The 24461-nt window shown below is 40.6% G+C and carries 25 protein-coding genes and 1 pseudogene; 15 read left to right on the forward strand and 11 right to left on the reverse strand.

Annotated elements, in window-relative coordinates; all coding sequences use genetic code 11:
• The coding region (locus Q8W26_RS16775; RefSeq protein WP_370694293.1) for a diguanylate cyclase domain-containing protein at positions 1–1250 on the forward strand (1250 nt) is incomplete at its 5' end.
• A 268-nt stretch (positions 1251–1518) separates the two neighbouring features.
• On the opposite strand, the gene Q8W26_RS16780 is transcribed toward Q8W26_RS16775, so the two are convergent.
• Positions 1519–2343, reverse strand: coding sequence for a hypothetical protein (locus Q8W26_RS16780; RefSeq protein WP_101215640.1), 825 nt, complete (start codon positions 2341–2343; stop codon positions 1519–1521).
• Positions 2344–2649: 306 nt separating this feature from the next.
• On the opposite strand from Q8W26_RS16780, the gene Q8W26_RS16785 reads away from it, so the two are divergent.
• The 6 genes from Q8W26_RS16785 to Q8W26_RS16810 all read left to right on the forward strand — a co-directional run bounded on the left by Q8W26_RS16785 (position 2650) and on the right by Q8W26_RS16810 (position 7351).
• Positions 2650–3960 (forward strand): DEAD/DEAH box helicase, encoded by a 1311-nt coding sequence (locus Q8W26_RS16785; protein WP_101215639.1) that lies wholly within the window; start codon positions 2650–2652, stop codon positions 3958–3960.
• A 148-nt stretch (positions 3961–4108) separates the two neighbouring features.
• A complete protein-coding gene (locus Q8W26_RS16790; RefSeq protein WP_101215638.1) occupies positions 4109–5350 on the forward strand; it encodes a hypothetical protein in 1242 nt (413 codons plus the stop codon).
• Between the two features lie 215 nt (positions 5351–5565).
• Positions 5566–6075: a DUF2867 domain-containing protein gene (locus Q8W26_RS16795; RefSeq protein WP_305473814.1), complete on the forward strand. Its 510-nt coding sequence runs from the start codon at positions 5566–5568 to the stop codon at positions 6073–6075.
• Entirely contained in the window at positions 6072–6626 is a 555-nt protein-coding gene (locus Q8W26_RS16800) for a TetR/AcrR family transcriptional regulator (RefSeq protein ID WP_101215636.1), read from the forward strand. Before Q8W26_RS16795 ends, Q8W26_RS16800 begins: the two co-directional genes overlap by 4 nt.
• Positions 6623–7009, forward strand: a complete 387-nt coding sequence (locus Q8W26_RS16805) for a DUF6463 family protein (RefSeq protein ID WP_101215635.1) — start codon at positions 6623–6625, stop codon at positions 7007–7009. Before Q8W26_RS16800 ends, Q8W26_RS16805 begins: the two co-directional genes overlap by 4 nt.
• An 84-nt stretch (positions 7010–7093) precedes the next feature.
• Positions 7094–7351, forward strand: a complete 258-nt coding sequence (locus tag Q8W26_RS16810; protein ID WP_101215634.1) for a DUF3297 family protein — start codon at positions 7094–7096, stop codon at positions 7349–7351.
• Between the two features lie 59 nt (positions 7352–7410).
• Here Q8W26_RS16810 and Q8W26_RS16815 read toward each other — a convergent pair whose 3' ends face one another.
• Together Q8W26_RS16815 and Q8W26_RS16820 are read right to left on the reverse strand one after the other, a co-directional pair.
• Positions 7411–8448 (reverse strand): hypothetical protein, encoded by a 1038-nt coding sequence (locus tag Q8W26_RS16815; RefSeq protein WP_153071535.1) that lies wholly within the window; start codon positions 8446–8448, stop codon positions 7411–7413.
• An 84-nt stretch (positions 8449–8532) separates the two neighbouring features.
• Complete coding sequence (locus Q8W26_RS16820) at positions 8533–9450, reverse strand: LysR substrate-binding domain-containing protein (protein WP_101215632.1); 918 nt, start codon at positions 9448–9450, stop codon at positions 8533–8535.
• 156 nt (positions 9451–9606) lie between these two features.
• Between Q8W26_RS16820 and Q8W26_RS16825 the strand changes: the two genes are divergently transcribed.
• The gene (locus tag Q8W26_RS16825) at positions 9607–10371 is read left to right on the forward strand and encodes an isocitrate lyase/phosphoenolpyruvate mutase family protein (protein ID WP_101215631.1); all 765 of its coding nucleotides are present in this window, start codon (positions 9607–9609) and stop codon (positions 10369–10371) included.
• A gap of 73 nt (positions 10372–10444) precedes the next feature.
• On the opposite strand, the gene Q8W26_RS16830 is transcribed toward Q8W26_RS16825, so the two are convergent.
• Positions 10445–11746, reverse strand: a complete 1302-nt coding sequence (locus Q8W26_RS16830) for an NAD(P)/FAD-dependent oxidoreductase (RefSeq protein WP_101215630.1) — start codon at positions 11744–11746, stop codon at positions 10445–10447.
• 381 nt (positions 11747–12127) lie between these two features.
• Between Q8W26_RS16830 and Q8W26_RS16835 the strand changes: the two genes are divergently transcribed.
• Positions 12128–12664 carry a hypothetical protein gene (locus Q8W26_RS16835; protein WP_101215629.1) on the forward strand — a complete coding sequence of 179 codons (537 nt, stop codon included), beginning with the start codon at positions 12128–12130 and terminating at the stop codon, positions 12662–12664.
• A 39-nt stretch (positions 12665–12703) separates the two neighbouring features.
• On the opposite strand, the gene Q8W26_RS16840 is transcribed toward Q8W26_RS16835, so the two are convergent.
• The 5 genes and pseudogenes from Q8W26_RS16840 to Q8W26_RS16860 all read right to left on the reverse strand — a co-directional run bounded on the left by Q8W26_RS16840 (position 12704) and on the right by Q8W26_RS16860 (position 17917).
• Positions 12704–13243, reverse strand: a complete 540-nt coding sequence (locus tag Q8W26_RS16840; protein WP_101215628.1) for a non-canonical purine NTP pyrophosphatase — start codon at positions 13241–13243, stop codon at positions 12704–12706.
• Between the two features lie 80 nt (positions 13244–13323).
• On the reverse strand, positions 13324–15282 hold the full coding sequence (locus Q8W26_RS16845; RefSeq protein WP_101215627.1) for a S9 family peptidase: 1959 nt from the start codon (positions 15280–15282) through the stop codon (positions 13324–13326).
• A gap of 318 nt (positions 15283–15600) precedes the next feature.
• The gene (locus Q8W26_RS16850) at positions 15601–16983 is read right to left on the reverse strand and encodes a lyase family protein (protein ID WP_101215626.1); all 1383 of its coding nucleotides are present in this window, start codon (positions 16981–16983) and stop codon (positions 15601–15603) included.
• A gap of 35 nt (positions 16984–17018) precedes the next feature.
• Complete coding sequence (locus Q8W26_RS16855; protein ID WP_101215625.1) at positions 17019–17381, reverse strand: hypothetical protein; 363 nt, start codon at positions 17379–17381, stop codon at positions 17019–17021.
• A 194-nt stretch (positions 17382–17575) separates the two neighbouring features.
• A pseudogene (locus Q8W26_RS16860) lies at positions 17576–17917 on the reverse strand (zinc ribbon domain-containing protein YjdM).
• Positions 17918–18162: 245 nt separating this feature from the next.
• Between Q8W26_RS16860 and dsbC the strand changes: the two are divergent.
• Entirely contained in the window at positions 18163–18900 is a 738-nt protein-coding gene (gene dsbC / locus Q8W26_RS16865) for a bifunctional protein-disulfide isomerase/oxidoreductase DsbC (RefSeq protein WP_101215624.1), read from the forward strand.
• Between the two features lie 50 nt (positions 18901–18950).
• Here the strand turns inward: dsbC and Q8W26_RS16870 are convergent, their stop codons facing one another.
• Positions 18951–19622: an FMN-dependent NADH-azoreductase gene (locus Q8W26_RS16870; protein WP_101215623.1), complete on the reverse strand. Its 672-nt coding sequence runs from the start codon at positions 19620–19622 to the stop codon at positions 18951–18953.
• Between the two features lie 159 nt (positions 19623–19781).
• On the opposite strand from Q8W26_RS16870, the gene Q8W26_RS16875 reads away from it, so the two are divergent.
• From Q8W26_RS16875 to Q8W26_RS16890, 4 genes are all read left to right on the forward strand, one after another.
• Positions 19782–20687, forward strand: coding sequence for a LysR family transcriptional regulator (locus tag Q8W26_RS16875; RefSeq protein WP_101215622.1), 906 nt, complete (start codon positions 19782–19784; stop codon positions 20685–20687).
• A 34-nt stretch (positions 20688–20721) separates the two neighbouring features.
• Entirely contained in the window at positions 20722–21087 is a 366-nt protein-coding gene (locus tag Q8W26_RS16880; RefSeq protein ID WP_101215621.1) for a hypothetical protein, read from the forward strand.
• Positions 21088–21298: 211 nt separating this feature from the next.
• Entirely contained in the window at positions 21299–21799 is a 501-nt protein-coding gene (locus Q8W26_RS16885) for an RNA polymerase sigma factor (RefSeq protein WP_101215620.1), read from the forward strand.
• Positions 21792–22445 (forward strand): hypothetical protein, encoded by a 654-nt coding sequence (locus tag Q8W26_RS16890; protein ID WP_101215619.1) that lies wholly within the window; start codon positions 21792–21794, stop codon positions 22443–22445. Before Q8W26_RS16885 ends, Q8W26_RS16890 begins: the two co-directional genes overlap by 8 nt.
• Before the next feature lie 68 nt (positions 22446–22513).
• On the opposite strand, the gene Q8W26_RS16895 is transcribed toward Q8W26_RS16890, so the two are convergent.
• On the reverse strand, positions 22514–23557 hold the full coding sequence (locus Q8W26_RS16895; RefSeq protein ID WP_101215618.1) for an alkene reductase: 1044 nt from the start codon (positions 23555–23557) through the stop codon (positions 22514–22516).
• A 125-nt stretch (positions 23558–23682) separates the two neighbouring features.
• On the opposite strand from Q8W26_RS16895, the gene Q8W26_RS16900 reads away from it, so the two are divergent.
• A complete protein-coding gene (locus Q8W26_RS16900; protein ID WP_101215617.1) occupies positions 23683–24264 on the forward strand; it encodes a TetR/AcrR family transcriptional regulator in 582 nt (193 codons plus the stop codon).
• The last annotated feature ends 197 nt before the right edge of the window (positions 24265–24461 follow it).

The raw sequence follows: 24461 nt of genomic DNA on the forward strand, positions 1-24461 counted from the left end.
TTCATGTGAATCTCCTTGCAGTTAGCATACGAGAAAATTCTACGTTTGACTTCGATTATTTTAGGGGAGGGTTACCGGGGAATAATAACGCGCTCGACTTTTGGGGCTTGTCTGAGGTACAAGAGTTGATTGATAAAGACTTATCAGAAGATACCGAAGGAGCTCGAAAACGCACCGAGCAGACTTTTGTGAAAGCAGCGCTGGAAAAAGTAACCTCTGATCCATGGACAACTTATCCCAATGGGCAACCTAAAGTCATGCTCATGCGTCATGTTGCTGTGTTGTTGGGTGAAGAGCAACATCGGGGAATTATTGCTTTTATCAGTGAACAAATGGATACCAATGCGCAACCAGAAAACTTATTGTTTGCGGAGGCTGTTCGATACACTTCTGTCACAGTGAGTTGCTTTGACATGCAAGGAAAGCGATTATTTGAGAATCCGGCTTTCACAGCATTTTATGGTAATGAAGTTGCGTCAGATGATGAAATGGGCAGTGATTTTATTTCACGCTTTTCTGTGCCGCAACAAGGGCAAGACAGGCTAAGCTTAGCGAAGGCGCAACAAGATGGCCACCAAGAACATGTGATGGTGACTAAACAAGGTGAAAAGCGCCTTAATGTAGATATACGAACAAGTCGGCATCCGCTCACTGGGGACTATGTATTTTTGGTGACGGAATATGATGTCACTAAATTGTACAATACAATCGGTGAACTTGAGCAAACAAAAGAAGAGCTTAAAAAGTTAGCGCATTATGATTCATTGACTAAATTACCTAGTACTTGGCTCGTTAAAGAAAGATTATCGTTAGCGTTATTACAGGCAAAAAGAGAGACGTCTGCTGTCGGTGTGATGTTCATGGATTTAGATGGTTTTAAAGCAGTAAATGATAGCTTGGGTCACTGTGCGGGTGATAATCTATTAGTGCAAGTTGCTCAACGCTTGGGTGATATCTTTAGGGATACCGATACTGTTGGGCGTATTGGTGGTGATGAGTTTTTAATCTGTTTACCAAACTTGTCAACGCACAAAGCTGCGGAATCGTTAGCGAAAAAAGTAATTGATGAAGTGGCAAAACCATTTCAAATAAAAGCGGGTGATAGTATGCCGCATTGGGTTAATATCAGTGCGAGTGTAGGGATTTCGTTTTATCCACAAAGCGCCATCGAGGCTGAAAGGTTGATTCAGCTGGCGGATGAAAAGATGTATCAAGCTAAAATGTTAGGTAAAAATCAGTATGCATTTTAGTTAGAACCCCTTGTCTACTTCAGCGTTACTGTATAAGGTTTTGAGTGGCCTGATAAGCGGTATTTATTGGTGGAAACAACTGTTAATGACGTTGCTGTGATGGTCACAAGCATAATGTCTCAGAACTTAAATATAAAGGTCATTTTTAAGTTGTAATCGAGTGGCAGGTTAACAAATAAGATATCAAAAGCGATGATGTGATTTTTATTGCCGAGCTTATATGGTGAACTATTTACGATGAGAGCCTCACAAAAGAAGTATGACTACTTTACTGAAACACTCGTTGGTAATAGCGTTGAAAGATGGCATGTTGTGATTTAGGTAAATGCTTTATATGCAGTTGATATAAAACACCAGAATCGATTAGCTGTTGTATTTTTATGTTTATATTATCAATGAATGAACGTGTTTGTGGCCTGTTGTTACACATGATGTGACCAAGGATAAAAGGGGGAATTCCTTTTATTTCGTAGCTTTGTTTATTTAACTCAAGGTAGTGGCCATAAAGTTCGTTTGGGTTTAAAAGTGCGTAATCAACCCGTTTTTGAAAAAACATCTCTAATAAACCTGGGGCATGATTCGTCCCGTCTCTGTTAACTAGATTCTTCTTTGGTAGCTGCCTAATAAGTCTATCTAACGCATCCCCGTAAGAAAATTGATCTGAAATAACCATCGTTCTTTGTGGGTGTTGGTGAAATAGATTGATTAAATCAACAGGCTCATTCGATAATGGCATCAGTGTGGAAGACTGATATAACCTGCGGCTGAAGAATAGGTTTAATGGTTGGCTAAAGAGGTATTTTTCTTTTCTTTGTTTGGTTTTTAACCTGCTTAAGACACAGGTTGGGGTGTCAGTATCTAGGGATTTAAGTGTCCTTTTATATGGAACTAGCTCTAATTGGATATTCGACTTGGGCAAATCGAGTACGTGGAACTGGGTTTCTGCTGATATTCCTAGCGGTTTTAACTTTATTAAGCTGTTGTAATCGTGGGTATTGTCGGTATGAATGAGTATATTCGCGTGCAAAGGTAGCGCGAGGAAATAAGTCGTTATTAAGGTTGCTAGAGGTTTTAATACACTACGACTATTCAAAAAAGCTCCGATATTTTAAATTCAATCATACTTATTAGACTTTAGCCTACATTCTATCAAGCTCGATTAATTTTCTATAGTATTTATCGACATTGCTTTATTTTACATTGAATATTATCAGAAACAGGCAGTGTTATTCGTGTGGTATTTATGGTCATAGCCCCTACGTTGGTTAGAATGAAAAGCGTTGCGACTTATTAATTAAAAAGTTCTGGTGTGTGACGCAACCTGGGCAGATTTAACTAACAGCACCGACTTAAATAAGCTAAAATGCCGCCAATTCCTTTAGCCTGAGCCCTCATCGTAATGACAATCGACACTAAATCTGCAGAGAGTTTACCGACTCATTTTTCACAACTTGGTTTAATCTCTCCACTACTTGCTCGATTAATAGAGCTGGAGTATCAGCAACCAACACCAATACAGGCTCACACTATTCCGACGATTTTAGCGGGTCGTGACTTGATTGCTGGGGCTAATACGGGCTCGGGTAAAACAGCCACATTTGCTTTGCCAATGTTACAGCAGCTGTTCGAACAGCAGTCCGCCGCTAAGCGTGGTAGAGGTAATTATGTCTCAGGATTGATTCTAGTACCGACACGAGAATTGGCAAAGCAGGTCGCCGATAGTATTAAATCTTACGCAGTGCACTTAAATGGCGCAGTAAAAACAGTGGCGGTATTTGGCGGCGTTTCTGTTAATGCTCAAATGTTAGCATTGCGTGGTGGTACCGATATTCTAGTGGCAACACCAGGCCGTCTGATCGATTTAATTTCAAGTAATGCCGTTAAATTAGATAAGGTGAAAACCCTAGTGCTTGATGAAGCTGATCGCATGTTAAGCCTAGGTTTTACCGATGAGTTGGCCGAGTTGTTAGGTTTATTGCCAAAGCAGAAGCAAACGTTATTATTTTCAGCGACATTCCCAGATGAAGTGAAGGCGCTAACACAAGAGCTGTTAAGTAACCCAGTTGAAGTACAACTGCAAAGTAGTGAAGCGAGTACGCTAGTACAACGTGTTTTTACCGTTAATAAAGGACAGAAAACCGCATTGTTAGCGCACTTGATTAAACAGCATCAATGGCAACAAGCGCTCGTGTTTGTTAATGCTAAAAACAGCTGTAAGCATTTAGCCGATAAACTGGCGAAACGCGGTATCACTGCTGAGGTGTTTCATGGTGATCAGGGCCAAGGGGCGCGAAACCGAGTGCTTGAGGCATTCAAAGCGGGCGAGATTGATATATTAATTGCAACAGATATTGCTGCTCGAGGTTTAGATATTGAAAAGCTTCCTGTGGTGATTAACTTTGATTTGCCAAGGAGCCCGTCTGATTACATGCACCGTATTGGCCGTAGTGGCCGTGCTGGGGAAGTCGGCTTAGCGTTATCGTTAATTGATTTTGAAGATTACCATCATTTTAAAGTCATCGAAAAGAAGAATAAAATTAGGCTTGAGCGTGAGCAAATCGCGGGTTTTGAGGTCATTGAATTGAGCGAAGAGCAATTAGCGGCACAAAAACCGATGGCTGCGCCTGAAGGCAGTGCTAAGAAAAAACGTAAAAAGAAAGATAAACAACTCACCAGTGCTGATATTTGGGCTGCAACACTTAAACGTTAGTCGCAGCACCGCGAAACTTGAAAAGCAATAACCTTCTTTTGACTTGCACAAAAGAAAGTTATTGGCGTAGTTAAAATAATTGCTTCCCCATATCTCCAAATATATACTCCTGAGCGAAAAAATAATTCATAAAATTTTAAGGATAATCATGAACTTTAAGGGAGCTAACGCTCGTCACTCTATTGTTTTCAGCGCACTTTTATTTTTGTTAACTGCCTGTGGGGGTGGCTCGTCAGATGAAGACTCTACGGGCCCTAAGGAATTTACTTATCAGCCCTTGACTACTTCGATGAAAATCGATGAAGGGGAAACGGTCACATTAACCTTAAACCTGACCGGTAAAGGGGCAGATAAAGTAAAATTCGATTGGAGCGTTGGCCGAAACATCAAATTTAGCGGGCAAGGTACCGATACTATTACATTCGTTGCTCCTGAAGTAGAGCACTCGACAAGTTTTAATGTACAGGTTGAATTAGACCGCTCAAATGGGAATGTGTTTGGTTTTATTGCTCAAAGCACCTTTGTTACGATTAAGAATGTGGAAAAATTAACTGATAATAGTTCAAGCGATTTAAACTTCACATTACCAGTTGTTACGACGCTAGATTATGATTTATTAACAGCTGGGAGTACATGGTTACAACACACGGGCCTAGAAACTTATGTTGAAAGAGCTGATGGCTCTACATTAATCGCTAATATTAATAAAGATAATTTATTGCATATTAATAGTGTTAATGTCTCGTCTCAAACGCTCTCGGTTGCAGAATGTGGTCTACCACAGGCAGTTGATTTTATGGTCGCTGAGTTTGAGCAAGACTTTGACTGTGAGAATGAGCAAAGTTCGTTAGTTTTTCGCCAAAGTGATGACGCTTTTCAATTAGTACGGATGTGTGGCAATAATGTTGCTGTCAATACAACGTTTACAAAGTTAAGTGATGAAAGAGTTGAGTCTAACGGTGAGTTAAACATTGATTTTTCTACATATGCTAATCTAGAGCAAACGACAGACGTCTGTGGTAGTTCGACAACGACAAGCGTAAGGCTATATGATACGAATGATTCATTGTTAGAAATTGCTCATGCGTCCGTTATTCGATTATTTACTCAATATGAAGGCAGCCCACTTGAGTTGTACTTCCAATTAGATACCCAGCCTACGGGCAGCTTTGCGTTTTTAGACTCGAAATTTTCTGCTGATAATGTGGCAAAAGTCTTTAGTGATGTTTTACCAGAGATTAGCAATCGTTCGCAGAGCCATTCAGGTAAAATACAGTTTGATTTCAATAATGATTTTAAGAACATTGATGCAGATTTTGATTTCTCGATTTATTCGACGACAAATCATGAAGAGTTCCTAGAAGGTAAATTTAAGTTATCTTTTGAATAACCACTAACATCAAAAAATAGTTGGCGACAATGATATTGAAGCCAACTATTCTTCCTCTTTGACTGTGATCTTTTTACCCTACTTTTAATTGTTTCGAGCCTGAATCCGCTCTTTTGTTATAAAGCTTTGAACACTTAGAGTAAGGATTTTATATTTACACCAAGCATACCATACTGTATGGTATGCTTGTTTTTAGATGTGAATGGAATAAAACGGTGAAGTTATTTAAACGCATTAAAGCACTCTCTGAGCCATACAATGATCGATTGAACAGCAAGGCACAGCAACACTTTTTTCGTGATGCGCTTGCCACTCCGCGTAATCGTAACGACTTAACTGTGAGTCAAACACAGCATGCCATATTTTCTTATTTGCCAAGCTGGGTTAATGGCTTGATGAATATCCGTAATAAGGTCGTGGCAGTGTTTGGCTTTGAGGTTGGGCGAAGTCATAAAACACCTCACTCAGACGAGTTGGGCATTGGCGATGAGGCTGGATTTTTAACGGTGATAGAAAAACACTCGGATGAAATCATCTCTATTGCTGATGATAAGCACATGACCTTTTATTTATCCGTGGCCTTTGTTGGTGATGATGTGGTGGTGTCTTCGTTGGTTAATCAAAAAACTATGATTGGCCGTATTTATGTTAATTCAATTTTACCATTTCATTATTTTATCGCACGTATGGTAATAAATAATGCAATCAAGGCAGGGCGCATATGAATACTAAAAATAGTCAAAGTTCAAAGTCTGATTGGTTAGACTTTGCGTTATCGGTGTTAGTCGAGCAAGGGCCCGATGCGCTCAAGATAGACCCCTTATGTAAGTTAAAAGGCGTGTCTAAGGGCTCGTTTTATCACCATTTTTCTAATCGAGCTGATTTTATCGATCAATTGATGGCTTATTGGTTTGAAAAAATGACGCTTGATTTTATTGCCCAAGCAAATACCCAAGCGTCTCCGTTAGAGCGTCTAGAGAAATTAGATCAAGTGATTGCGGGTAATAACATCGAAGCTGAATTGCACATTCGAGCGTGGGCATTAAAAGAGCCAACCATAGCTCAGCATCTTGCAAAGATAGATCAGCAGCGGCAGCAGTATCTTAGTCGTTGTTACATTGAGTTAGGCATGAATGATGAGCTGGCTAATGATGTAGCTATCATGGCGTACTCAAGCTTTTTAGGTTTGCAACAAATTTACCCAAAGCCTGATATTGCAACGATATTACGTGTCAGTGCGTTAGGCTCAAAAACATTTATTGAGGGGATCAAATGAAATATTCAGGGCACTTTTTAACGATTACTGGGATTATCCATACACTCATTGGCTTAGTGCTCGGCTGGCCAATTATTGTCGATATGCATAACGCAGGCTGGTTTAGCAGCACAGTTATTGATGGTCAGATGATGTTTGATCGAGAAGCGATAAGTTGGTTTTTATTTGCCGGTTTGTTTTGGGTGATCTTTGGTCTGACTTTGCAAAGTGCGATAGCTCAAGGCTTTAATCCGCCTAAATCTTTAGGTTGGGGCTTTGTGGTGATTGGAATCATTGTCGCTATTATTATGCCCGCTTCTGGGGCTTACTTGTTTATTATTCAAGGTGCCATATTAGTCTTTGGTCATCACCGCTTTAAGCAGCAAGCTACCCAGTTGGCGTGATGGTTATTAGATAATTTCAGCGGTTGAGCCCAAGGCTTATAAAGTCTACAATATCGCACTTTATTTTGACGCAAGGTCACGAACATGAACGATACTACATCGAAACCAGCACTACCAGATCGCCTGTCTGGTAACCCTAAAAGTCCACATCATGTGGCAGAAGTTTTTGAGCATAACATTGGTATTCGCGTTAACGGCAAAGAGCGTTTTGATGTTGAAGAATACTGCATCAGCGAAGGTTGGGTTAAAGTCCCTTCAGCTAAAGCGCTAGATCGCCGTGGTCAGCCGCTGTTGATGACCATTAAAGGTAGCGTTGAAGCGTTTTATATTGAAGCTGAGTAAGCGTTGAATCAGCATCAGTAAAAAGGTCATCTTGAATGACCTTTTTTATTACCTCTGTTTTATTTGAATGCTGGCGAGATACATTTCTTTACTTCGTAACTGTAGCCACTATCCTTGCCCTGAATCTTTGTGATTTCAAGAATTTCATAATCATTAAGCTCGACGATTTTAGCCCCTTCAGTGTGTTGACAACGAGAGAAGCTATCGGCTTCATAGTGATAGATAAAGTAGCTGAGTAATTGCCTAACGGCACCTTGATACAAGGCATTGTTATGGGCCATGGCTTCGCTGGTTGGCTCCAGCACTCTTTCTTCCCCTTGGGCTAATGGGGCATCAAGGGTAACACTAAAACCAGGTTGGGTCTCTTCGCTACTCCCGCTGTCACTAATCTCTTGCTGTTTTTGTTGTTGCTCGACTTTATGCGCGAGCTTGATAATATCTTGCTGGATCTCGTCACCCGCCAGGCCAAAGTTAGTAGCATAGGCAAAAAAGTTAATAGAGATAACAATTGTAAAAGCACACCGAACAAGTAAAGTCAGCATTGGAAAACGGTAGTCTTTCGCAAACAGCATGCGATGAACACCAAAAGGCTTCAATAATAGAAGTAGAAATAAATAAAGCGGCATGATGGCGTTAACAACTAAGAGGCCAATGAAGCTTGTAACAATAATCCAAGTTGGCAGTGAGATTAACACACTAAAGTTGTGGCTATAAGGTAGGCTCTCGGCACTGACACCGGTGATTTCGTTAACTAAGCCTGCCGCAGAAACTAACGCAAAATTACCAATAAAAGCATAGACAGTGACAATAACTGCTTTACCCGGCAAGCTGTTCCAAAAGCGCAAGAACAACGGCCAAAACTCCAAGGATAGACCGATAATCGCCATACTGATGCCGATAAAGTCCATGACGGGTATAAGCCACGAGGGAATTACAGCACTAAAAATGACTGAGCTTATAATTAAGAGTAACGCGCTAATATAAAAGCGCTGCGCAGTATTAAAGGTATGCCATGATTGACGTGCCTTCTCTCTATAAGGGCTAAATGCCGATAATGGTGGAAGTGTTATGACTCCCTTACTTAATAGCTTTTTCATTGAATTTAATGCTTCTAATTTAATGTTATCGTTCGGTTTTAGGTTATTATTCTGCGACAATATTCCGCTAACTTGTTGTTGATACTAGCAAAGCTCACTGGTTGAAGCCATTTCTTCTTTTAGCCAGTCCATGAACAGCTTGATCCGTGCACTTTTGGTTGAATTTGGGTTATAAACTAAGTAACGCTTAACCATATTTGGGTGGGGGATGTTAATTGGCATGACTAATTGGCCCGATTTGAGTTGCTCGACGCAAAAATACCGTGCAGCCAAGGTAAAGCCATGCCCATTAAGCACAGCATTTAACGCCATATCGGTGCTATGAACCAATGTCCACTGTTGGTGATCTTGATAGGCGATGCCACCGACGTGCTCGAACCATGTTGGCCAATCGTAAGGGCCGGGGGTCTGCAAACTAACCAGCCAAGTCTGTAATAAGTCTTGTGGTTGGTTGATTTCTAATGCCGCAGCCAATTGAGCAGAGCACACTGGGTAGACAGGGTCTTCGCCAAAATACTCACAATTGTAATCAGGTTCAGTGTTTTCAACTACTTGTGTACCAAAACGAATCGCTAAGTCGATATGTTGCTGTTTTAAGTTGTCGTAATTAGGAGAGGACATGATACGTACAGTGATTTCAGGGTAGCGTTCTGAAAACTTATTTAGCCTTGGCATTAGCCATAGTGTGGTAAACGCTTGAGTTGAAGTGATGGTGATCTCGCCAGTGAGATCATCTCCCATTACTTCATTGATTCCTTTTTGAATAATGCCGAAAGCTTGCCGTGTAGCATCGTATAAGGTTTGCCCCTGTTGGGTTAGCAGCATGTTTTTATTTTGTCTAAAAAATAAGTTTAGCCCCAGCGTTGCTTCTAACTGGCGCATCTGTTGGCTAATTGCGGCTTGGGAAACATAAAGCTCTTCCGCTGCTTTACTGTAGCTTTGGTTTCGTGCGGCGGACTCAAAGCTACGTAATAAATTGATATTTTTAATGTGACTTAACATGTCTGTGATTCAACTGACGACTAAGGATGTATTATAAGTATAACTTATAGTTGTCGTCGATTTTTATCGTTGGTTTTACCTCACCTTCGATTGCAAAATACCCACAGATAACGACACGTGCTGTGTTGAAAGCCCCGATAGAAAGAGATAGCTAAAATGAAAACAGAACAATTTAATGTATTACACTATCAAACCGCTCCCCTTGTTATTTGTAATGTTTGGGACGTTGCTAGTGCTATCATGGCCGAAAAATCAGGCTTTGAGGCGATAGGGACTTCTAGCGCTGCGATTGCCGGCATGCTTGGCTATGCCGATGGTGAGGAAATATCATTTGATGAGTTACTGTTTATTGTTAAACGGATTGCGTCTTGCAGTAACTTGCCGCTGACAGTTGATATTGAAGCTGGGTATAGTGACAATCCAATTAAAACGGCTGGTTATATTAAGCAGTTAGCTAATGTTGGCGTTGTTGGTATCAACATTGAAGATAGTAAGGTTGATGGAATGCGCCAATTGGTTGATGAAAATCAGTTTGCTGACTATCTGTCTGCGATCAAAACACAACTGAACAAAGATAATGTGGATATGTTTATTAATGTGCGAACAGATACATTTATTCTAGCTGTTGATGATGTGGTCGAGGCAACGAACCTGCGCATTAAGGTATATGAAGCTGCTGGGGCTGATGGGATTTTCGTTCCTTGCATTACTCAACCAGAGCATATTTCGGCGCTAGTGAGGGCGACCTCGTTACCAATTAATGTGATGTGTATGCCGCAATTGCCTGATTTTGAATTATTAACATCATTAGGCGTAAAACGCATTAGTATGGGAAGTTTTGCATTTGATAAGTTGCAAGATGAATTAGAAGGGGTGCTCAGTAATATTAAACACACAGGCTCATTCGCCACTTTATTCTAATTTTATTACGTTAGTCATTTCCATACAAAAGGGGCACTGAAACGCTGCCCCTTAAAGCGGGAGTAATGAGCGGCTAGTGAAGCTTCATTCTTGGGCGAACGACTTTCATTATTTTTTCAGCAAACCATAACCCAACAGTTTTTAATGTGCCGTGAATCGCACGTTGATGCATGCGATAAAGAGAGATGTAAACTAAGCGAGCAATTTTTCCCTCTACGAACATCGAGCTGCTGGTTAAGTTCCCCATAAGACTGCCAACGGTGCTAAATCGAGAGAGGTTGACCAATGAACCGTAATCAGTGTATTGATAATTAACTAAACTCGCTCCTTTAAGCTCGGCAATAATGTTCTTCTCAACGCAGCTGGCCATCTGGTGCGCTGATTGAGCGCGTGGTGGTACAAACTGGCCATCACCAAGGTCAAAACTACAGCAATCTCCAATCACATAAATATTGTCATCGGTGGTACTTTTTAAGTTTTCTTTGACGACAATTTGATTGGCTCGGTTTAGCTCAAAGTGTCCTAAATCTTTGACAAAATCAGGTGCTTTAACGCCAGCAGCCCATAGCATTAAATCCGCCTCAATCAGTTCGCCCTCGCTGGTAATAAATCCTGCGCATGAGGCTTCACTAATGCGAGTATTTTGCATGACATTAACGCCAATTTTTTCTAACTCTGCTTTGGCACTGGCACTAATGCGTGGGGGTAATGCAGGTAAAATAGTTGGGCCGGCTTCGATCAAGTGGATATTAAGTTTTTTTGCAGTCATATTACTTAATCCATAGATCTTGAGTAAGTCAGCGACATGGTAAAGTTCAGCTGATAATTCAACGCCGGTAGCCCCTGCGCCAACAATGGCAATATCTAGAGCTGTTTGCTGTTCTTGTTGGTGCATCCGAGTGAAGCTGTCTAGTAATGCGTGATGAAAGCGATCGGCTTGTTTATGTGAGTCAAGAAAGTAGCAATGCTCTTGGACTCCGGGTGTGCCAAAGTCATTACATACACTGCCGATGGCGATAACTAGCTGATCATAGCTGACTTGACGTGAAGGGAGAATTTGTTGACCGTTATCATCAAGTTCTGCTGCCAAAGTGATGGTTTTGTTCTCGCTGTCTAAATCGCTGAAACAACCTAATTGGAAACGATAACCGTGCTTCGCTGCATGAGCGCTATAGACCACGCCATCGATATTTGAATCGAGAGAACCTGTAGCTACCTCATGAAGTAGAGGTTTCCAGATATGATTACGGTTTTTATCGATCAATAAAATATTAGCGCGTTGTTTTTTTCCGAGCTTATGGCCTAATTGGGTAGCAAGTTCTAGTCCGCCAGCACCACCACCAATAATAACGATATTAGGAATTGTTGATGTCATGATTTTATCCTCAAAAAGTTTAAAGGGATGCAATCTTAAAAAACTTGCATGCCTTTAAGCTTTCTCGACTTAGTTCTGGTGCCGATTACAGAGTAATGGAAAGGCGAATAAGTCTGATGTTAACCACGTTACCCTGCAGCGTTCACGTTTACAAGGCTGCTATAGTACGAGAGCCTTCCCCCTTTTGTTTTAATATGATTTTTCTTGGGGTGAGGCAAGATCCGCGGCAAGTGGCAATAAATCGCCTATTATTAGGGCAATGTTTAGTTGTGTATGTTGAGATAGTTCGGGGGCGGTTTGCCCCCTTGCTGTATATGGGGTTTGTAAAAGTGGCTTGTTTTTTGCTCATTGAGTGTTCTATGTAATAAGTTAGGACAACTTATGATTAACTTTAATCACTCGGATATATACAGTACAGCGGTTGATAACACGCGCCGTATTAGCACGCCAACAGAAGGAAAAGTTGCTGATCAGAGTTTATATCAATCAGGCGTGGCTCAGGCTGATACCGTAACCATCTCAGACCAAGCCAGGGCGATGGCTGATGGTGAACCTGTTGAGAGGGTACAGAACACTTATGATAGTCTTGCCGCATTATCACGAGTTCAATCGGGAACGATTGAACGACTCGAGTCAACCAAACCTTTAGAAGAGATTGCTCCTGTATTTGAATACCGCGGCAAAATCGATACGAATATCGATAACTTCCTTAGTGATGCAATGAGTAATATTGTCGAGGGGCGACTTGGGATTGATAAGGAAAGGTTAAAAGAGATAGAAGCAATGATGGAAGAGGTTGCTAAAAATGAAAATCTAAGCCCTGAACAAAAAGAGAAGAAACTAGAAGAGTTACAAGAACTACTGGAAAAAGAGGTCGAGAAAGCGGCTGAGCGTATGAAAGATCAACCGGTAACATAGTTTTATTTGAGCGATTATTTTTGACGGCAGAATAGGGGGCTACTGGAACTCACCCTGCCATTGGCTGAGTGGTTGATGTTTAGCACTCCATTTGTCAGCCAGAAAGTTCATTAAGGCTAAGTAACGGGGGTTATGCTCTGGTTGCATAAACTCACCTAGCGTTTGCGCAGCGTCATTTGGTAAAAAGAAGGGGCCAATACCAAAACCTTGCCCTTGAGGTTTGGTAATTACCCCCTCAACGATTCCCTTATACAAAAAGACCGTTTCCGCTTTTTTTACCCCGATGTAACAGACAAATTGGCACTTACAGCCTCGATACTTTTCTTTATTGAGCTCGCCGCTTTCGAGAAACCAGCGAATATTAACGCCGACATCAAAACCTTCTATGATTAAGGAAACGTCATCGACCAGGGTATTATCGTCAAATTGCGATGCTTTGTAACGGATAATCGTTTCATGATCGCTATTGGGCTCATCAAGGTCCTGATCTGAGGTGGTTAGCTCGTGGCCTAATGGTGTTAAGTATTGTTGGTACTCAGCTATTTTGTTGGGGTTACCGGAGTTGATATTAATGATCATGAATAGTTTGAGATCTTGTGTTGATTAAGAGGTGAAAACATCAGTGGCCTAATGAAAAATAAGCCACTGATGCGTTGCTATTAACCTACTGGATTATATTTTTCGAGGAAGTCGAGTACTTCGAGATAGTATTTTTTACGGTTTTTTTCATTATAAATACCGTGTCCTTCATTATCGAATAATAACCAATAGTGCTTTTTGTTTTTCTGTTTCAATTTGTTACGAAATGCTTTTGCTTGTGCATAGGGCGCTTGTTCGTCGATTTCTCCGTGTGAAATTAGCAGCGGTGTATTGAGCTTTTCAATATTATGAAACGGTGAGAATTGCTTTAACTTTTCTTTGCTTACACCGAGTGTTTGTTTTAAAAATGATTGACCCCATATATAACCTTGGATATTACCGTCTTCAAATAACGCATGAAGATTATAAACACCTGACGCGGCGATGGCGCATTGGAATTTCTCGGGCGCTAAGATTGAAGCTTGCACTGCTGCATAACCACCGAATGAGGCACCCATAATACATACCCTATCGCCATCGATTAAGTTGTGCTTTTTCAGGTAATCGACGCCATCGATAATATCGTACTGGATCATATCGCCCCAACGTTGATATGCGCTTGTTTTGTGTGTGCGACCGAAACCACCCGAACCGCGATAGTTGATTTGAACCACTGCATACCCTTGTGAAGCGAGCAGTTGAACTTGGTGGTTATAGTCCCATGTATCCCTCACTCCATATGGACCACCATGGACTAAAATGACACTCGGTAGGTTTTGTTTTGAACTCACATTAGGCAGTGTTATATAGCCAGGTATTTTATGATTATCTCGTGACTTAAAATCAAAAGACAATGTCGATAGCATTATTGCTGGGTCAATTTGGTTGTTCGCCGATGCTACAAAAGAAGCTTTGTTAGTTTGGGTATCAAATAGGTACCAAGTACCGGGATTTCTGTCACTTGAGACTTTAAAAACGATTTTTTTAAAGTCTGGTGTATTGCTGGTGATCGTAACATGCTGTCCGGGGAAGTTCTCGGTTAGCGCCTTGAAAATCGATTGTTGCTGTTTAGTTGAGTCAGGAAAATAATACGTGGGATACTCAGCCATCACGCTAAAACCGAACAGATGAGTCCTATCGTCAGTGAGCTCAACACGGTGTATATCATTATTTGGATCATTGAACATCAGCGTTCTTTGTCCAGTTTTAATATCGATATTAACGAGTGATTCAGTTTCTTGATTTAAATTATCTAATGCTAATAATGCATTGGTCTTGGCATCATACGACAGGGGTAAAAAAGCATTGCCATAATCAAATGAGGTCGACTCTAACCAACGATTACTGTCTTTTTCATAGGTAAAGACCGTTCTTTTATTATGCTTATTCCGACCAACAGCTAGTAAGAGTTCGCCATTAGCGTCAGTAGTGATCCATGAGTTTGGTAAAGGCTCTTTAGTTACTGGGGTAATTGCCGCGGTATAGATATTTAACTTATACAAACGAGCTTGTTTGGTGCGGGACTCATTGTAAGGCTCCGCGGTGATCAGGATATGCTGATCGTCATTAGGGAGCAAGTTGACCACTTCAGCCCAAGAGCTCGCCATGGCTTTGTGAGTTTCACGAATCTTACGTTCTTTAGCATTGGTTGCTTTGGAAGCGGTGATACGATTGCCAAAAATGAGTTTGCCATTTCTGTTGTTCATATCAATCGCGAATAATTCACCATAATAGACCGGAGATTCTTTGGCAGGGTGTTTAGCAAAAATTTTCATGACCAGTCGATTATTATTCGCCCAATAAAAAGTGCCGACCTCTTCGCGCCCTTTAAAGTATAACTGCTCTACTGCCTTCATGGTTTTTGTATCAACAATGACTAAATCCGATTCATTATTTTGGAACCTGGATATGGCGAGGTAATCCCCTGATGGTGAGATTTTTACATTGCGATATTTATGATGCTTAACGAATTTATCTATGCTCGCAACACTATAACTTGATAGAACAAATAATGTGATTGCTAATAACACACGAATCATACGATATCCTTTTCTGTGGTGTTTTTAGTTAAAGCGTGGTTGGTGCTTCCTGCTGAGAAATGTCTCTGACCCCTCATTTGGAGGGTATCTTCTTATGATTGACTAGGTTATGCAAGCGTTTGTGGCAGATAATGTGAGAGTAACTTATTATCGTTCGTTGTTACTATTTTGACTAATCACTTGATACGATAATGCAGCGGCTTATCGGCGTCTTGATGTGTTTTATTAAGAGCCTCAGGGCTTGGTCGTGTGTGACCCCGGTTCCATCAGGAGCCGGGATGATTTTAGTAAACTCACCATAATGAGTTAGGCAGTGGGTTAGCTTTGAATACCGCCTTTAGTCAGTTTGGCGGGGTCTAATAATCTTGCTAGCTCGGCTCTTGAAAGATCGGTATGTTCATTCGCTACATCAATGATTGGGCGACCTTCTTTATAGGCAATCTTGGCAATCTCTGCGGCCTTTAAATAACCGATAATAGGGTTGAGGGCTGTGACAAGAATGGGGTTTCTTTCAAGGGCGTCGGCAATTTTTTTCTCGTTAACCTTAAATGTAGTGATGGCTTTATCGGCTAATAGCGTACTCGTATTTGTTAGGAGCTCGATACTTTCTAATAAATTCTTAGCAACAAGCGGTAGCATGACATTGAGTTCAAAGTTACCCGACTGGCCAGCAATGGTAATGGTTGAGTCATTGCCAATGATTTGTGCTGAAACCATGGCGGTAGCCTCTGGAATAACAGGATTCACTTTACCAGGCATGATTGATGAACCAGGTTGTAACGCTTCAAGCTCTATTTCACCTAAGCCAGCTAAAGGTCCTGAGTTCATCCAACGTAAGTCATTGGCTATCTTCATCATGGTGACAGCCGTTGCTTTTAATTGACCAGATAGGCTCACCGCAATATCTTGGGAGCCAATATGGGTAAAGAAATTATCCGCGGGAGTAAAGGTGATTTTAGTCTTATCACTGAGTGCTTGGCTAAACTTGTGTGCAAAATCGGGGTGAGCATTGATTCCAGTGCCAACGGCTGTACCGCCCTGAGCCAAGCTTTGTAGAGCGTGTTGCAATGACTCAATATGAGCAATGTTAAATTGGAGTTGATCAGCCCATGCTAAGAGTGATTGCGACATGCTAATTGGCATCGCATCCATCAAATGGGTTCGCCCGGTTTTGATAAAATGGCTAACTTCTTGCGCTTTTTTACAGATCGACTCGTTTAAATACTTTAAGGCAGGTAAAAGCTTATCTTGTATCTCTATCGCTGCACTGACATGAATTGTTGTAGGTATGATGTCATTACTACTTTGACCATAATTGATGTGGTCGTTAGCATTGACTTCATCGCTGTAGATTTTACTTGCTAAATTTGCCAATACCTCATTTGCATTCATGTTGGAGCTTGTCCCTGAACCCGTTTGGAACACATCGACTGGGAAATGAGCCATATAATCTGTCGTTAACAAGTCATCAATTGATTGGCAAATCGCATTAGCCATCGCGGTTGGTATTTGTTCTAACTCACTGTTAGCTTGTGCTGCGGCATACTTAACGAGTAATAAAGCTCTGATAAATTGTTTAGGCATTGTTTGCCCGCTAATCGGAAAGTTATTGACTGCACGTTGGGTTTGCGCTGCATATAGTGCATCTTGAGGAACTTGTAGTTCTCCCATACTATCTTTTTCTAAACGATAGGTATTCATGTTGACTCCATATAGTCGGTTTGAACGATATAAAATTAGGCAATAGTCGTTTTTCTGGTTGTTGCTGCTAGCTCGTTAAATAAGTTTTGTAAATGTTTACTAGATTGATCATCTTGGGCAAAACGCTTTAAAGACGTTAAAGGAACATAGATATAGTCTAGACAAGTAACACGCCAATGGGTTGGTAGTGACTTGTCTAGGACTGTTTCCAGTAGCCAGTAGAACTGTTCGGTAAACTTTTCACGTAAGTGCGGAGTGGGTAGGTGTTCAACGATGCCATGCTCGAGCCACATTTTGATGAGCGTGGGATTGTCCGGTTCACTACCATGACGAATTTTATGTTTTAACTCTTGATAGAGAATGTCGCTGTTTTGTAATTGTGGTTGAGCTTGAGTCATAAGATTAACACCTCAAAGAAAGTTATTAAATCTTAATGCGAATCGTTTTTGTTTGTAAGTGTGTTTGTTGAGGGGGATAGATCGTAATAGTTTTTTGCGATTCGGCTCAAGTCACTCGGAGGTTACAGGCTATTTGTCGCTAATAGCGATAAATAGCCAGTGTCTTTTGCGATGGGTTATAGTTCGTTTGCTCGTTAGGCTTTTTTGACAAACTTCGCGGTTACCATCATTTCGCCAATGCCATCGACCTTACAATCAAGCTCATGATCTTTTGTATCTTGAACTCGTTTGATCAGTGCTTTCGTGCCAATTTTTATGACTTGTGAGCTGCCTTTTATTTTTAAATCTTTGGCTACTGTGACCTTATCACCTGCTGAAAGTAGCGTGCCATTAGCGTCTTTTGCGGTTATATTTTGTTCTGCTTCAAGTTCCACGGGATCTCACTCAAAGCTACATTCAGGACAAACGAGTAGAGTTTGATCTTGGTAAACATAGTCTGATTCACATTTTGGGCAGTTCGGAAGGGTATTACTCATCGGGGTCACTCATTGGTAAAGGTTACTGCTATTTTATCAGCCAACAATTGTAAGTGGAATGTGATAAAGCCAATTTCATGAGATTGCAAAGAGCTAAACGAAATAGAGAGGTTTGTTAATATATCTATTTCGGGAGTTTCATTGCATTTAGCGTTACTTAAGCTTAAATGTTGCCCTTTTTCTGTGTAGAATTTATGGAATTAGCTCTGTAATAGAGCTCAATTAAATCTTGATAAGGTAAGTACATGTATTTAATTCATAAATTGTTAGCTGCTTTGCTGGTGTTAACCCCTCTGTTCATACAGGCAAAGTCGATAGACCCAACTATCGAGGAGCAAATTACGCAAACTATCAAAAACAAACTAGGTATTAGCGTAGATAAGCTTGAGGTTTCAAAGCTTGAAGGCGTTATCGAAGTTTACACTGAGCGAGGCCTTCTCTATGTTTCGGCTAATGGTAAGTATTTAATTCATGGCAAAGTGTACGATATGTCTAATGATATGGACAACCTAACTGAGCGTTCGTTGATGGCCGTACGGGTTGAGGAAATAAACTCATTTGCAGAGCAAATGATTATTTACCCAGCAAAAAACGAGATACATAAAGTTACGGTTTATGTTGATACTTCATGTGGCTATTGCCGTAAATTACACAGTCAGATGAAAGAGTACAATGATCTAGGTATTACGGTGCAATACCTCGCGTTTCCGCGTAGTGGTACGAGTGGGTCAACATTTAAAGAAATGAGTAACCTATGGTGCTCAGCTAACCCAGACACTGCGATGACTCAGGCAATGTCTGGATCGCGGAGCACAGTGTCAGAGGTTAATAAAATTTGTGGTTCAATCTTAGAGAAGCAGTATCAGTCGGGTATGAAAGTCGGGGTATCAGGGACTCCTGCTATTGTGTTGAAAGACGGTAGCATGATTCCAGGCTATCAGGGGCCACAAGATTTATTACAAGCCTTAAATAGCCTCAAATAAAATCGGCAAACATGAATGATATGAATGTTTGCCGCTATTATTTGGTTTGCTTAAGATTGAGTTTCGCTGAGCGTAGACACCAAAATATCAATATCGCGATAGGCGTTAGTCACTGATTGCTGGTGCCTATCATCGCCAAATTCTTGATACTCTGACTTAATCTCATGAAATGATTCTACCCCTAGATACTTACTCGCCGTTTTTACATGAGGTCCTAAATGGTTCATGTGTTCTCGAACCCCGCCTATTTCAAAACCAAACTCGCCACTTGACGTAATAAGTACCAATGTTTTTCCAGACATGATTGGAGCTAAGGGAAAGTCACCTCTGGCTAAGTCAAACGAGATGGTTTTATTAATTCTAATGACCTGATCAAACCACGCTTTTAATACCGCTGGCATCCCGTAGTTATACATCGGTGTAGACATAACAATTAAGTCGGCCCGTTCTACTTCGGATATCAGTGTATTAGATAATGATAGTAAGGACTTTTGCTGCGTGGTCTGTTGTTCATCGGGCGTAAATACTGCAGCAATCCAGTCTTGGCTAATAAAGGCTGGTGGATTAGCCCCAATATCTCTATAGATAACTTTATCTTGATTATTGGTTGCTAACCAACGATTGGTGAAGTGAGCTGCAAGTGATTTTGAAATTGACTTATGTTTTGTTGTTGTATCGCCTTTTTCTCTTGCGCTCGCATCAATGTGTAGTATTGTTGTCATGTCTTGTCGGTCCTCTTTAAAAGTAATCACAGTATTTTGCTAATTTTTTACTGAGGTGACAAACGATTGATATTCACTAATAGGTAAGTTTTTCTCATCTATATTGTGGTTTGGTATTACTGATTGATTAGCAATTAATAGCTGACACTGGAAAAAATAATGTATTCGCAACTCCCGCCTTTAAATAGCTTAAAAGTGTTTGATTCGGCTGCTCGTTTAGGTAGTTTTAAAGAAGCTGCGTCTGAGCTTCATGTCACTCCTACGGCAGTGTCACACCAAATTAAAGCACTAGAGACATTCCTTGATACACCATTATTTGAGCGAAAAACACGTGCGATAGAACTAACAACTGAAGGGCAGCTACTAGCTCAAACGACATATAGTGTGTTACAGCAATTAGCGAATACGATTAATGAGATAACCGTCAAAGACAGTCGAATGACAATTAGCACGACATCATCATTTGCTGCAATGTGGCTTGTTCCAAACTTGTCGAAATTTAATCACATTCAGCCTCATAGTGAGGTGGTCATACAAACCTCGGAATTACTCGAAGATATTGATAAAAATAAACGGATCGATCTGGCTATTCGGTATGGCCACTATGATAAGTCAGTTAAAAACTCCACTTTACTTATTACTGAAGACATTGGCATGTATGCGGCTCCAAGTTACATTAGATCTCTTAATTCCTTCGCGGCTGCTAATTTGCTAGAAACATCTTGGCATAACGAACAACTTGAGAAAATTTCGTGGCATTCGCTACTGAGTGCCAAAGGGTTGGATTATGAAAGGACTCAGGTTAAGCAGTTCAATCAAGAGCACCATATTATTCAAGCGGCTCTGGCAGGGCAAGGTATTGCATTGGTCAGTTCTTTGTTGGTACAAAATGCAGTTGAGCAAGGTTGGCTAGTTAAATGTCATGAAAAGTTTAATGAATTAAAAACGCTACAGCCCATAACAGGCTTTAGTTATTACTTATTGACTCCGCAACATAATTTACAGAGTGACGATGCGATTATTTTTAAGCGGTGGTTACTCGATGAGTTGAAAGCAATCGACTAGACTTAACTGAATGACCTAACTCGAGATTGCAGTAATGTCTGGTATTAGTTTAGCACTTAACCGTAGCATGATAGTTATCGGCATATATCTCATCCTGACTGCTTGCTCAGATGAAATCAGTGACCGCCAACAAGTACCAGTTATGTCGCCTGAGGCATTACTAAATGAGGTGCGTGCGATTCAAACAAGGTGCTCTAATACAGAGCTACAATTGACTTTCTATGATAAATGTTTGCATGACTTAAAGGAATTGAAGCAACACGTATCCCTAATTATTATTGAGAATCAGCTGGTAAAAGATGACTATAGTCCTCTCGTTTCATATATTGATTCAGTGATTGTGGAAGTTAATATTATTAGTGCTGATCAAAGACGGATAATGAATTTGTTAGCTAAATAAAGTAACAGGTTTGGCCCATCATAGTAAGTCCTCCCGAATTAAATAATATTGTATCAATTTATATTTAACGTGCTGTTATTATAGGTTTTTTATATTATCTTTTCTTTTGCTATAAAATTATTTTTAAATTTTTCATCATGAGGGTGTAATAAATCCTTATTTCTGCCACTAACTAAGACAAACAATAATCAAGGAGTTAGCAAAATACATTATGGGAAGTGACTTTTATACTTTGTCCATTTTACCCTTTGCTCCGATCATCATTAAAATTTGCCGCGCTTACACTAATTCGCAGGAGGATTTTGAAGATTATTATCAAGAGGTTTGTTTGCAGATATGGCGCAGCAAAGATCGTTTTAATAAAGAGTCAGAGTGGTCAACATGGATTTATCGGATATCACTGAATGTCTGTTTAACCTATTTAAAAAAGAACAAGAATAATACACAACAATTGGCGTCAGACAGTCTACCGCCAGAAGCTGTTGAAGATATTAAGAGCTTTAAAGATGAATCGATTAATCAGCTTTATGTTGCGATTAGGCAGCTAACAGAAACAGATCGTGCAGTGATTCTTTTATATTTAGAGGAAAAGTCATATCAGGAGATTGCGGACATTATAGGGACCAACGCTAATAACATCGGGGTACGCATTAAGCGTATAAAGCAGCGACTAACAAAAATAATTGAACAGGTAGGGGACTTACATGAGTAAATCAATTGAAACAATGTGGAAGGAAGGTTTTATCGATGAAGGTGCGCTAGTCGTGCCAAAGGTTAATGATTTATATAATCAAAAATCACAAAATATCGTGGATAAATTAACGGTGATGTTTGAGTGGAATTTAAAAGGGATCATCATAGGGACAGCCATCATCCTAGCTGGAATGGTTGCCTGTGGCTTACCATATTTAGGTATGTTTATCAGTGCATTATTGATATTTCTAGTGATAAAAGGCTATCAATTTTTTGCTGAGCTCAAGCAAATAGATAAAAACGTTAATAGCTATCAGTATATCAAGTCATTTGATAGTTGGATGAAAAAGGTCATGGTTGAATATGCGTCGATGTATCGCTTCATTTACCCAATGATTTTTATGGCCTGCATGATTCGCTTTGGTCTGTCAGAGGTGGGGCAGTCGATAATTGTTGGGGTGGCGCAAGACTTTCCAAGTATTCCTGTAGTATTTGGAGTGCCGATTATAATATCAGGTGTCATTTTATTGATTGCCTTTTTATTGTCTTATTTTTCTGCTGCTATATACCGCTTTGATATAAGATCTCTTTATGGTCGACAGCTAGATAAACTTGATGAAATTGTAGCGGATATGGAGTCATTACAAACCCAACAAGACAAATAGCTTAATGACAACAGCCCTCCTTAATCAGAGGGCTTTAATGACTCTATTTTTTGAATACGCGACTTCGCTTATACGAGAGTCCCTAACATATCATCATGATATTCGGTGAGTGTGTCACCAAGTTTTACTTTTTCAATGTAATCAGGATTGGCAATAAAAGGTCGACCAATCGCGAGTAAATCAAAGCGGTTAGCGTTAATCGCTGCACTGCCCGTTTGTGCAGTGTAACCACCAACGCCCATTAAGGTTTTGGTGTAGTTTCTGCGAACGAAGTCAGTTGCGCTACCATCTAAATAATCAAACTCCATTGAGTCATCAAACAAGCCCATATGAAGGTACGCTAATTCACGTTGCTCTAAGCGGTTTAATAAGTACTCGAACACACCGCGATCGCGATCGTCACCAGCCATATTAAAATAGGCACCCGGAGAAAGTCGCAGTGCAGTTTTCTCCCAACCAATTCGTGTGGCTATTTCATCAACCACAGCGAGTGGGAAGCGGGCCATGTTCTCTGCTGTTTGGCCAAACTCGTCAGTACGCTTGTTTGAGTCATGATGTAAAAATTGGTCGATAAGGTAGCCGTTAGCGCCGTGGATTTCGACACCGTCAAATCCTGCTTCGATTGCGTTTTCAGCCGCTTTGGCAAAATCGTTAACTAGTTGCTGAATTTCTTCAACGCTTGCTGGTTTTGGGACTTGATAAGTTAACTCGCGCATTCGAGGAACCGAACCTTCCACCGCTTCTGCTGATGGTGCAATTACATGTTCACCTTCAAAAAAGTGCGGGTGTGCGACTCGACCTGTGTGCCAAAGTTGAACAAAAATTTTACCGCCTTTGGCGTGTACTGCGTCGGTTACTGTACGCCAACCTTGGATTTGTGCTGCAGTATAGATCCCCGGAGTATTCGGATAGCCTTGTCCATCAGGACGAATAATTGTTGCTTCGCTGATGATTAGTCCACTGTCGGCGCGCTTGGCATAATAATCTGCCATTGCTTCGGTTGGTACTAAATTATCGTCAGCCATACAACGGGTTAATGGTGCCATCACAATGCGGTTATTTAAGTGGATTGAATCATTTAAGCTAAAAGGTTGGAATAAATTATCGGTCATCACTAAGGTCTCTAATTTGAATGTACGTTCAAGATAAACGTTGTTGAACGATCATTCAAGTACTTTTTTGAACAAACATTCAAATTACTTTACAATGACAGCATGGATACGGTAGTGAGGTTGCGATGCGCAGTGCAGAATTTGACAGAGAAAAAGTTTTAAGAGCGGCGATTAAAGCCTTTGTTTGTAAGGGTTATAACAAAACCAGCATGCAAGATTTAAAGAAAGCGACCGGATTACATCCTGGCTCTATCTATTGCGCTTTTGAAAATAAGCAAGGCTTGTTAGTCGCAGCAATAGAGCAGTATAGCCAAGACCGTGCAGCAGAGTTTGAGCAATATTTCACTGGCAATCAGACTATATTAGCTGGACTAAAGAAATATTTAGAGGGGATTGCTAATGAATGTATTGTGGGCGGACATCAAAAAGTGTGTTTGTCGTTAAAAGCACTTAGTGAACTGTCAGAGCAAGCACCTGAAGTAGAAAATGTTATTGGCCAAAACCTTATCGATTGGCAAAAAGGTTTTATTGAGATGTTTGAGCAAGCCCAAGCCGCTGGAGAGATCAGCGATAAGCGCAGTCCAACGCAACGTACACAAAGCTTGATTGTTAGCATTTATGGGCTTCGTACTTACGCACAGACACACCCCTCAAATGAAACTTTAGCTGAACTAGCACAGCAAATTTTTGACGATGTGTGTCGTTGATTAAGCTGTAACGTAATAGTGAACAGCTCGTTTACGAATGCAAAAAAGCGAACCATAGGTTTAATGCCGTTCACTTAAGGTGAGCGGCATTTTTATTTCTAGCATAACGTTGAGGTCTGGGCTTTACCGTTCGGGGGAATGTCCTTCCTCTTCGTGGTTCTAATATCAAGCTCCCCGCCATAGTATAAAAATGCTTC

It is taken from the genome of Psychrobium sp. 1_MG-2023, assembly GCF_030689115.1.
Taxonomy (GTDB): Bacteria; Pseudomonadota; Gammaproteobacteria; order Enterobacterales; family Psychrobiaceae; genus Psychrobium.

What these genes read in the sequence shown, in the direction of transcription:
- dsbC (WP_101215624.1), top strand. Translation starts at nt 18,163, where the DNA reads ATGTATTTAATTCATAAATTGTTAGCTGCTTTGCTGGTGTTAACCCCT.
- Q8W26_RS16785 (WP_101215639.1), top strand. Translation starts at nt 2,650, where the DNA reads ATGACAATCGACACTAAATCTGCAGAGAGTTTACCGACTCATTTTTCA.
- Q8W26_RS16895 (WP_101215618.1), bottom strand. Translation starts at nt 23,557, where the DNA reads ATGACCGATAATTTATTCCAACCTTTTAGCTTAAATGATTCAATCCAC.
- Q8W26_RS16810 (WP_101215634.1), top strand. Translation starts at nt 7,094, where the DNA reads ATGAACGATACTACATCGAAACCAGCACTACCAGATCGCCTGTCTGGT.
- Q8W26_RS16900 (WP_101215617.1), top strand. Translation starts at nt 23,683, where the DNA reads ATGCGCAGTGCAGAATTTGACAGAGAAAAAGTTTTAAGAGCGGCGATT.
- Q8W26_RS16840 (WP_101215628.1), bottom strand. Translation starts at nt 13,243, where the DNA reads ATGATCATTAATATCAACTCCGGTAACCCCAACAAAATAGCTGAGTAC.
- Q8W26_RS16870 (WP_101215623.1), bottom strand. Translation starts at nt 19,622, where the DNA reads ATGACAACAATACTACACATTGATGCGAGCGCAAGAGAAAAAGGCGAT.
- Q8W26_RS16790 (WP_101215638.1), top strand. Translation starts at nt 4,109, where the DNA reads ATGAACTTTAAGGGAGCTAACGCTCGTCACTCTATTGTTTTCAGCGCA.
- Q8W26_RS16880 (WP_101215621.1), top strand. Translation starts at nt 20,722, where the DNA reads ATGTCTGGTATTAGTTTAGCACTTAACCGTAGCATGATAGTTATCGGC.
- Q8W26_RS16800 (WP_101215636.1), top strand. Translation starts at nt 6,072, where the DNA reads ATGAATACTAAAAATAGTCAAAGTTCAAAGTCTGATTGGTTAGACTTT.
- Q8W26_RS16875 (WP_101215622.1), top strand. Translation starts at nt 19,782, where the DNA reads ATGTATTCGCAACTCCCGCCTTTAAATAGCTTAAAAGTGTTTGATTCG.
- Q8W26_RS16890 (WP_101215619.1), top strand. Translation starts at nt 21,792, where the DNA reads ATGAGTAAATCAATTGAAACAATGTGGAAGGAAGGTTTTATCGATGAA.
- Q8W26_RS16815 (WP_153071535.1), bottom strand. Translation starts at nt 8,448, where the DNA reads ATGAAAAAGCTATTAAGTAAGGGAGTCATAACACTTCCACCATTATCG.
- Q8W26_RS16845 (WP_101215627.1), bottom strand. Translation starts at nt 15,282, where the DNA reads ATGATTCGTGTGTTATTAGCAATCACATTATTTGTTCTATCAAGTTAT.
- Q8W26_RS16850 (WP_101215626.1), bottom strand. Translation starts at nt 16,983, where the DNA reads ATGAATACCTATCGTTTAGAAAAAGATAGTATGGGAGAACTACAAGTT.
- Q8W26_RS16835 (WP_101215629.1), top strand. Translation starts at nt 12,128, where the DNA reads ATGATTAACTTTAATCACTCGGATATATACAGTACAGCGGTTGATAAC.
- Q8W26_RS16830 (WP_101215630.1), bottom strand. Translation starts at nt 11,746, where the DNA reads ATGACATCAACAATTCCTAATATCGTTATTATTGGTGGTGGTGCTGGC.
- Q8W26_RS16855 (WP_101215625.1), bottom strand. Translation starts at nt 17,381, where the DNA reads ATGACTCAAGCTCAACCACAATTACAAAACAGCGACATTCTCTATCAA.
- Q8W26_RS16885 (WP_101215620.1), top strand. Translation starts at nt 21,299, where the DNA reads ATGGGAAGTGACTTTTATACTTTGTCCATTTTACCCTTTGCTCCGATC.
- Q8W26_RS16825 (WP_101215631.1), top strand. Translation starts at nt 9,607, where the DNA reads ATGAAAACAGAACAATTTAATGTATTACACTATCAAACCGCTCCCCTT.
- Q8W26_RS16805 (WP_101215635.1), top strand. Translation starts at nt 6,623, where the DNA reads ATGAAATATTCAGGGCACTTTTTAACGATTACTGGGATTATCCATACA.
- Q8W26_RS16820 (WP_101215632.1), bottom strand. Translation starts at nt 9,450, where the DNA reads ATGTTAAGTCACATTAAAAATATCAATTTATTACGTAGCTTTGAGTCC.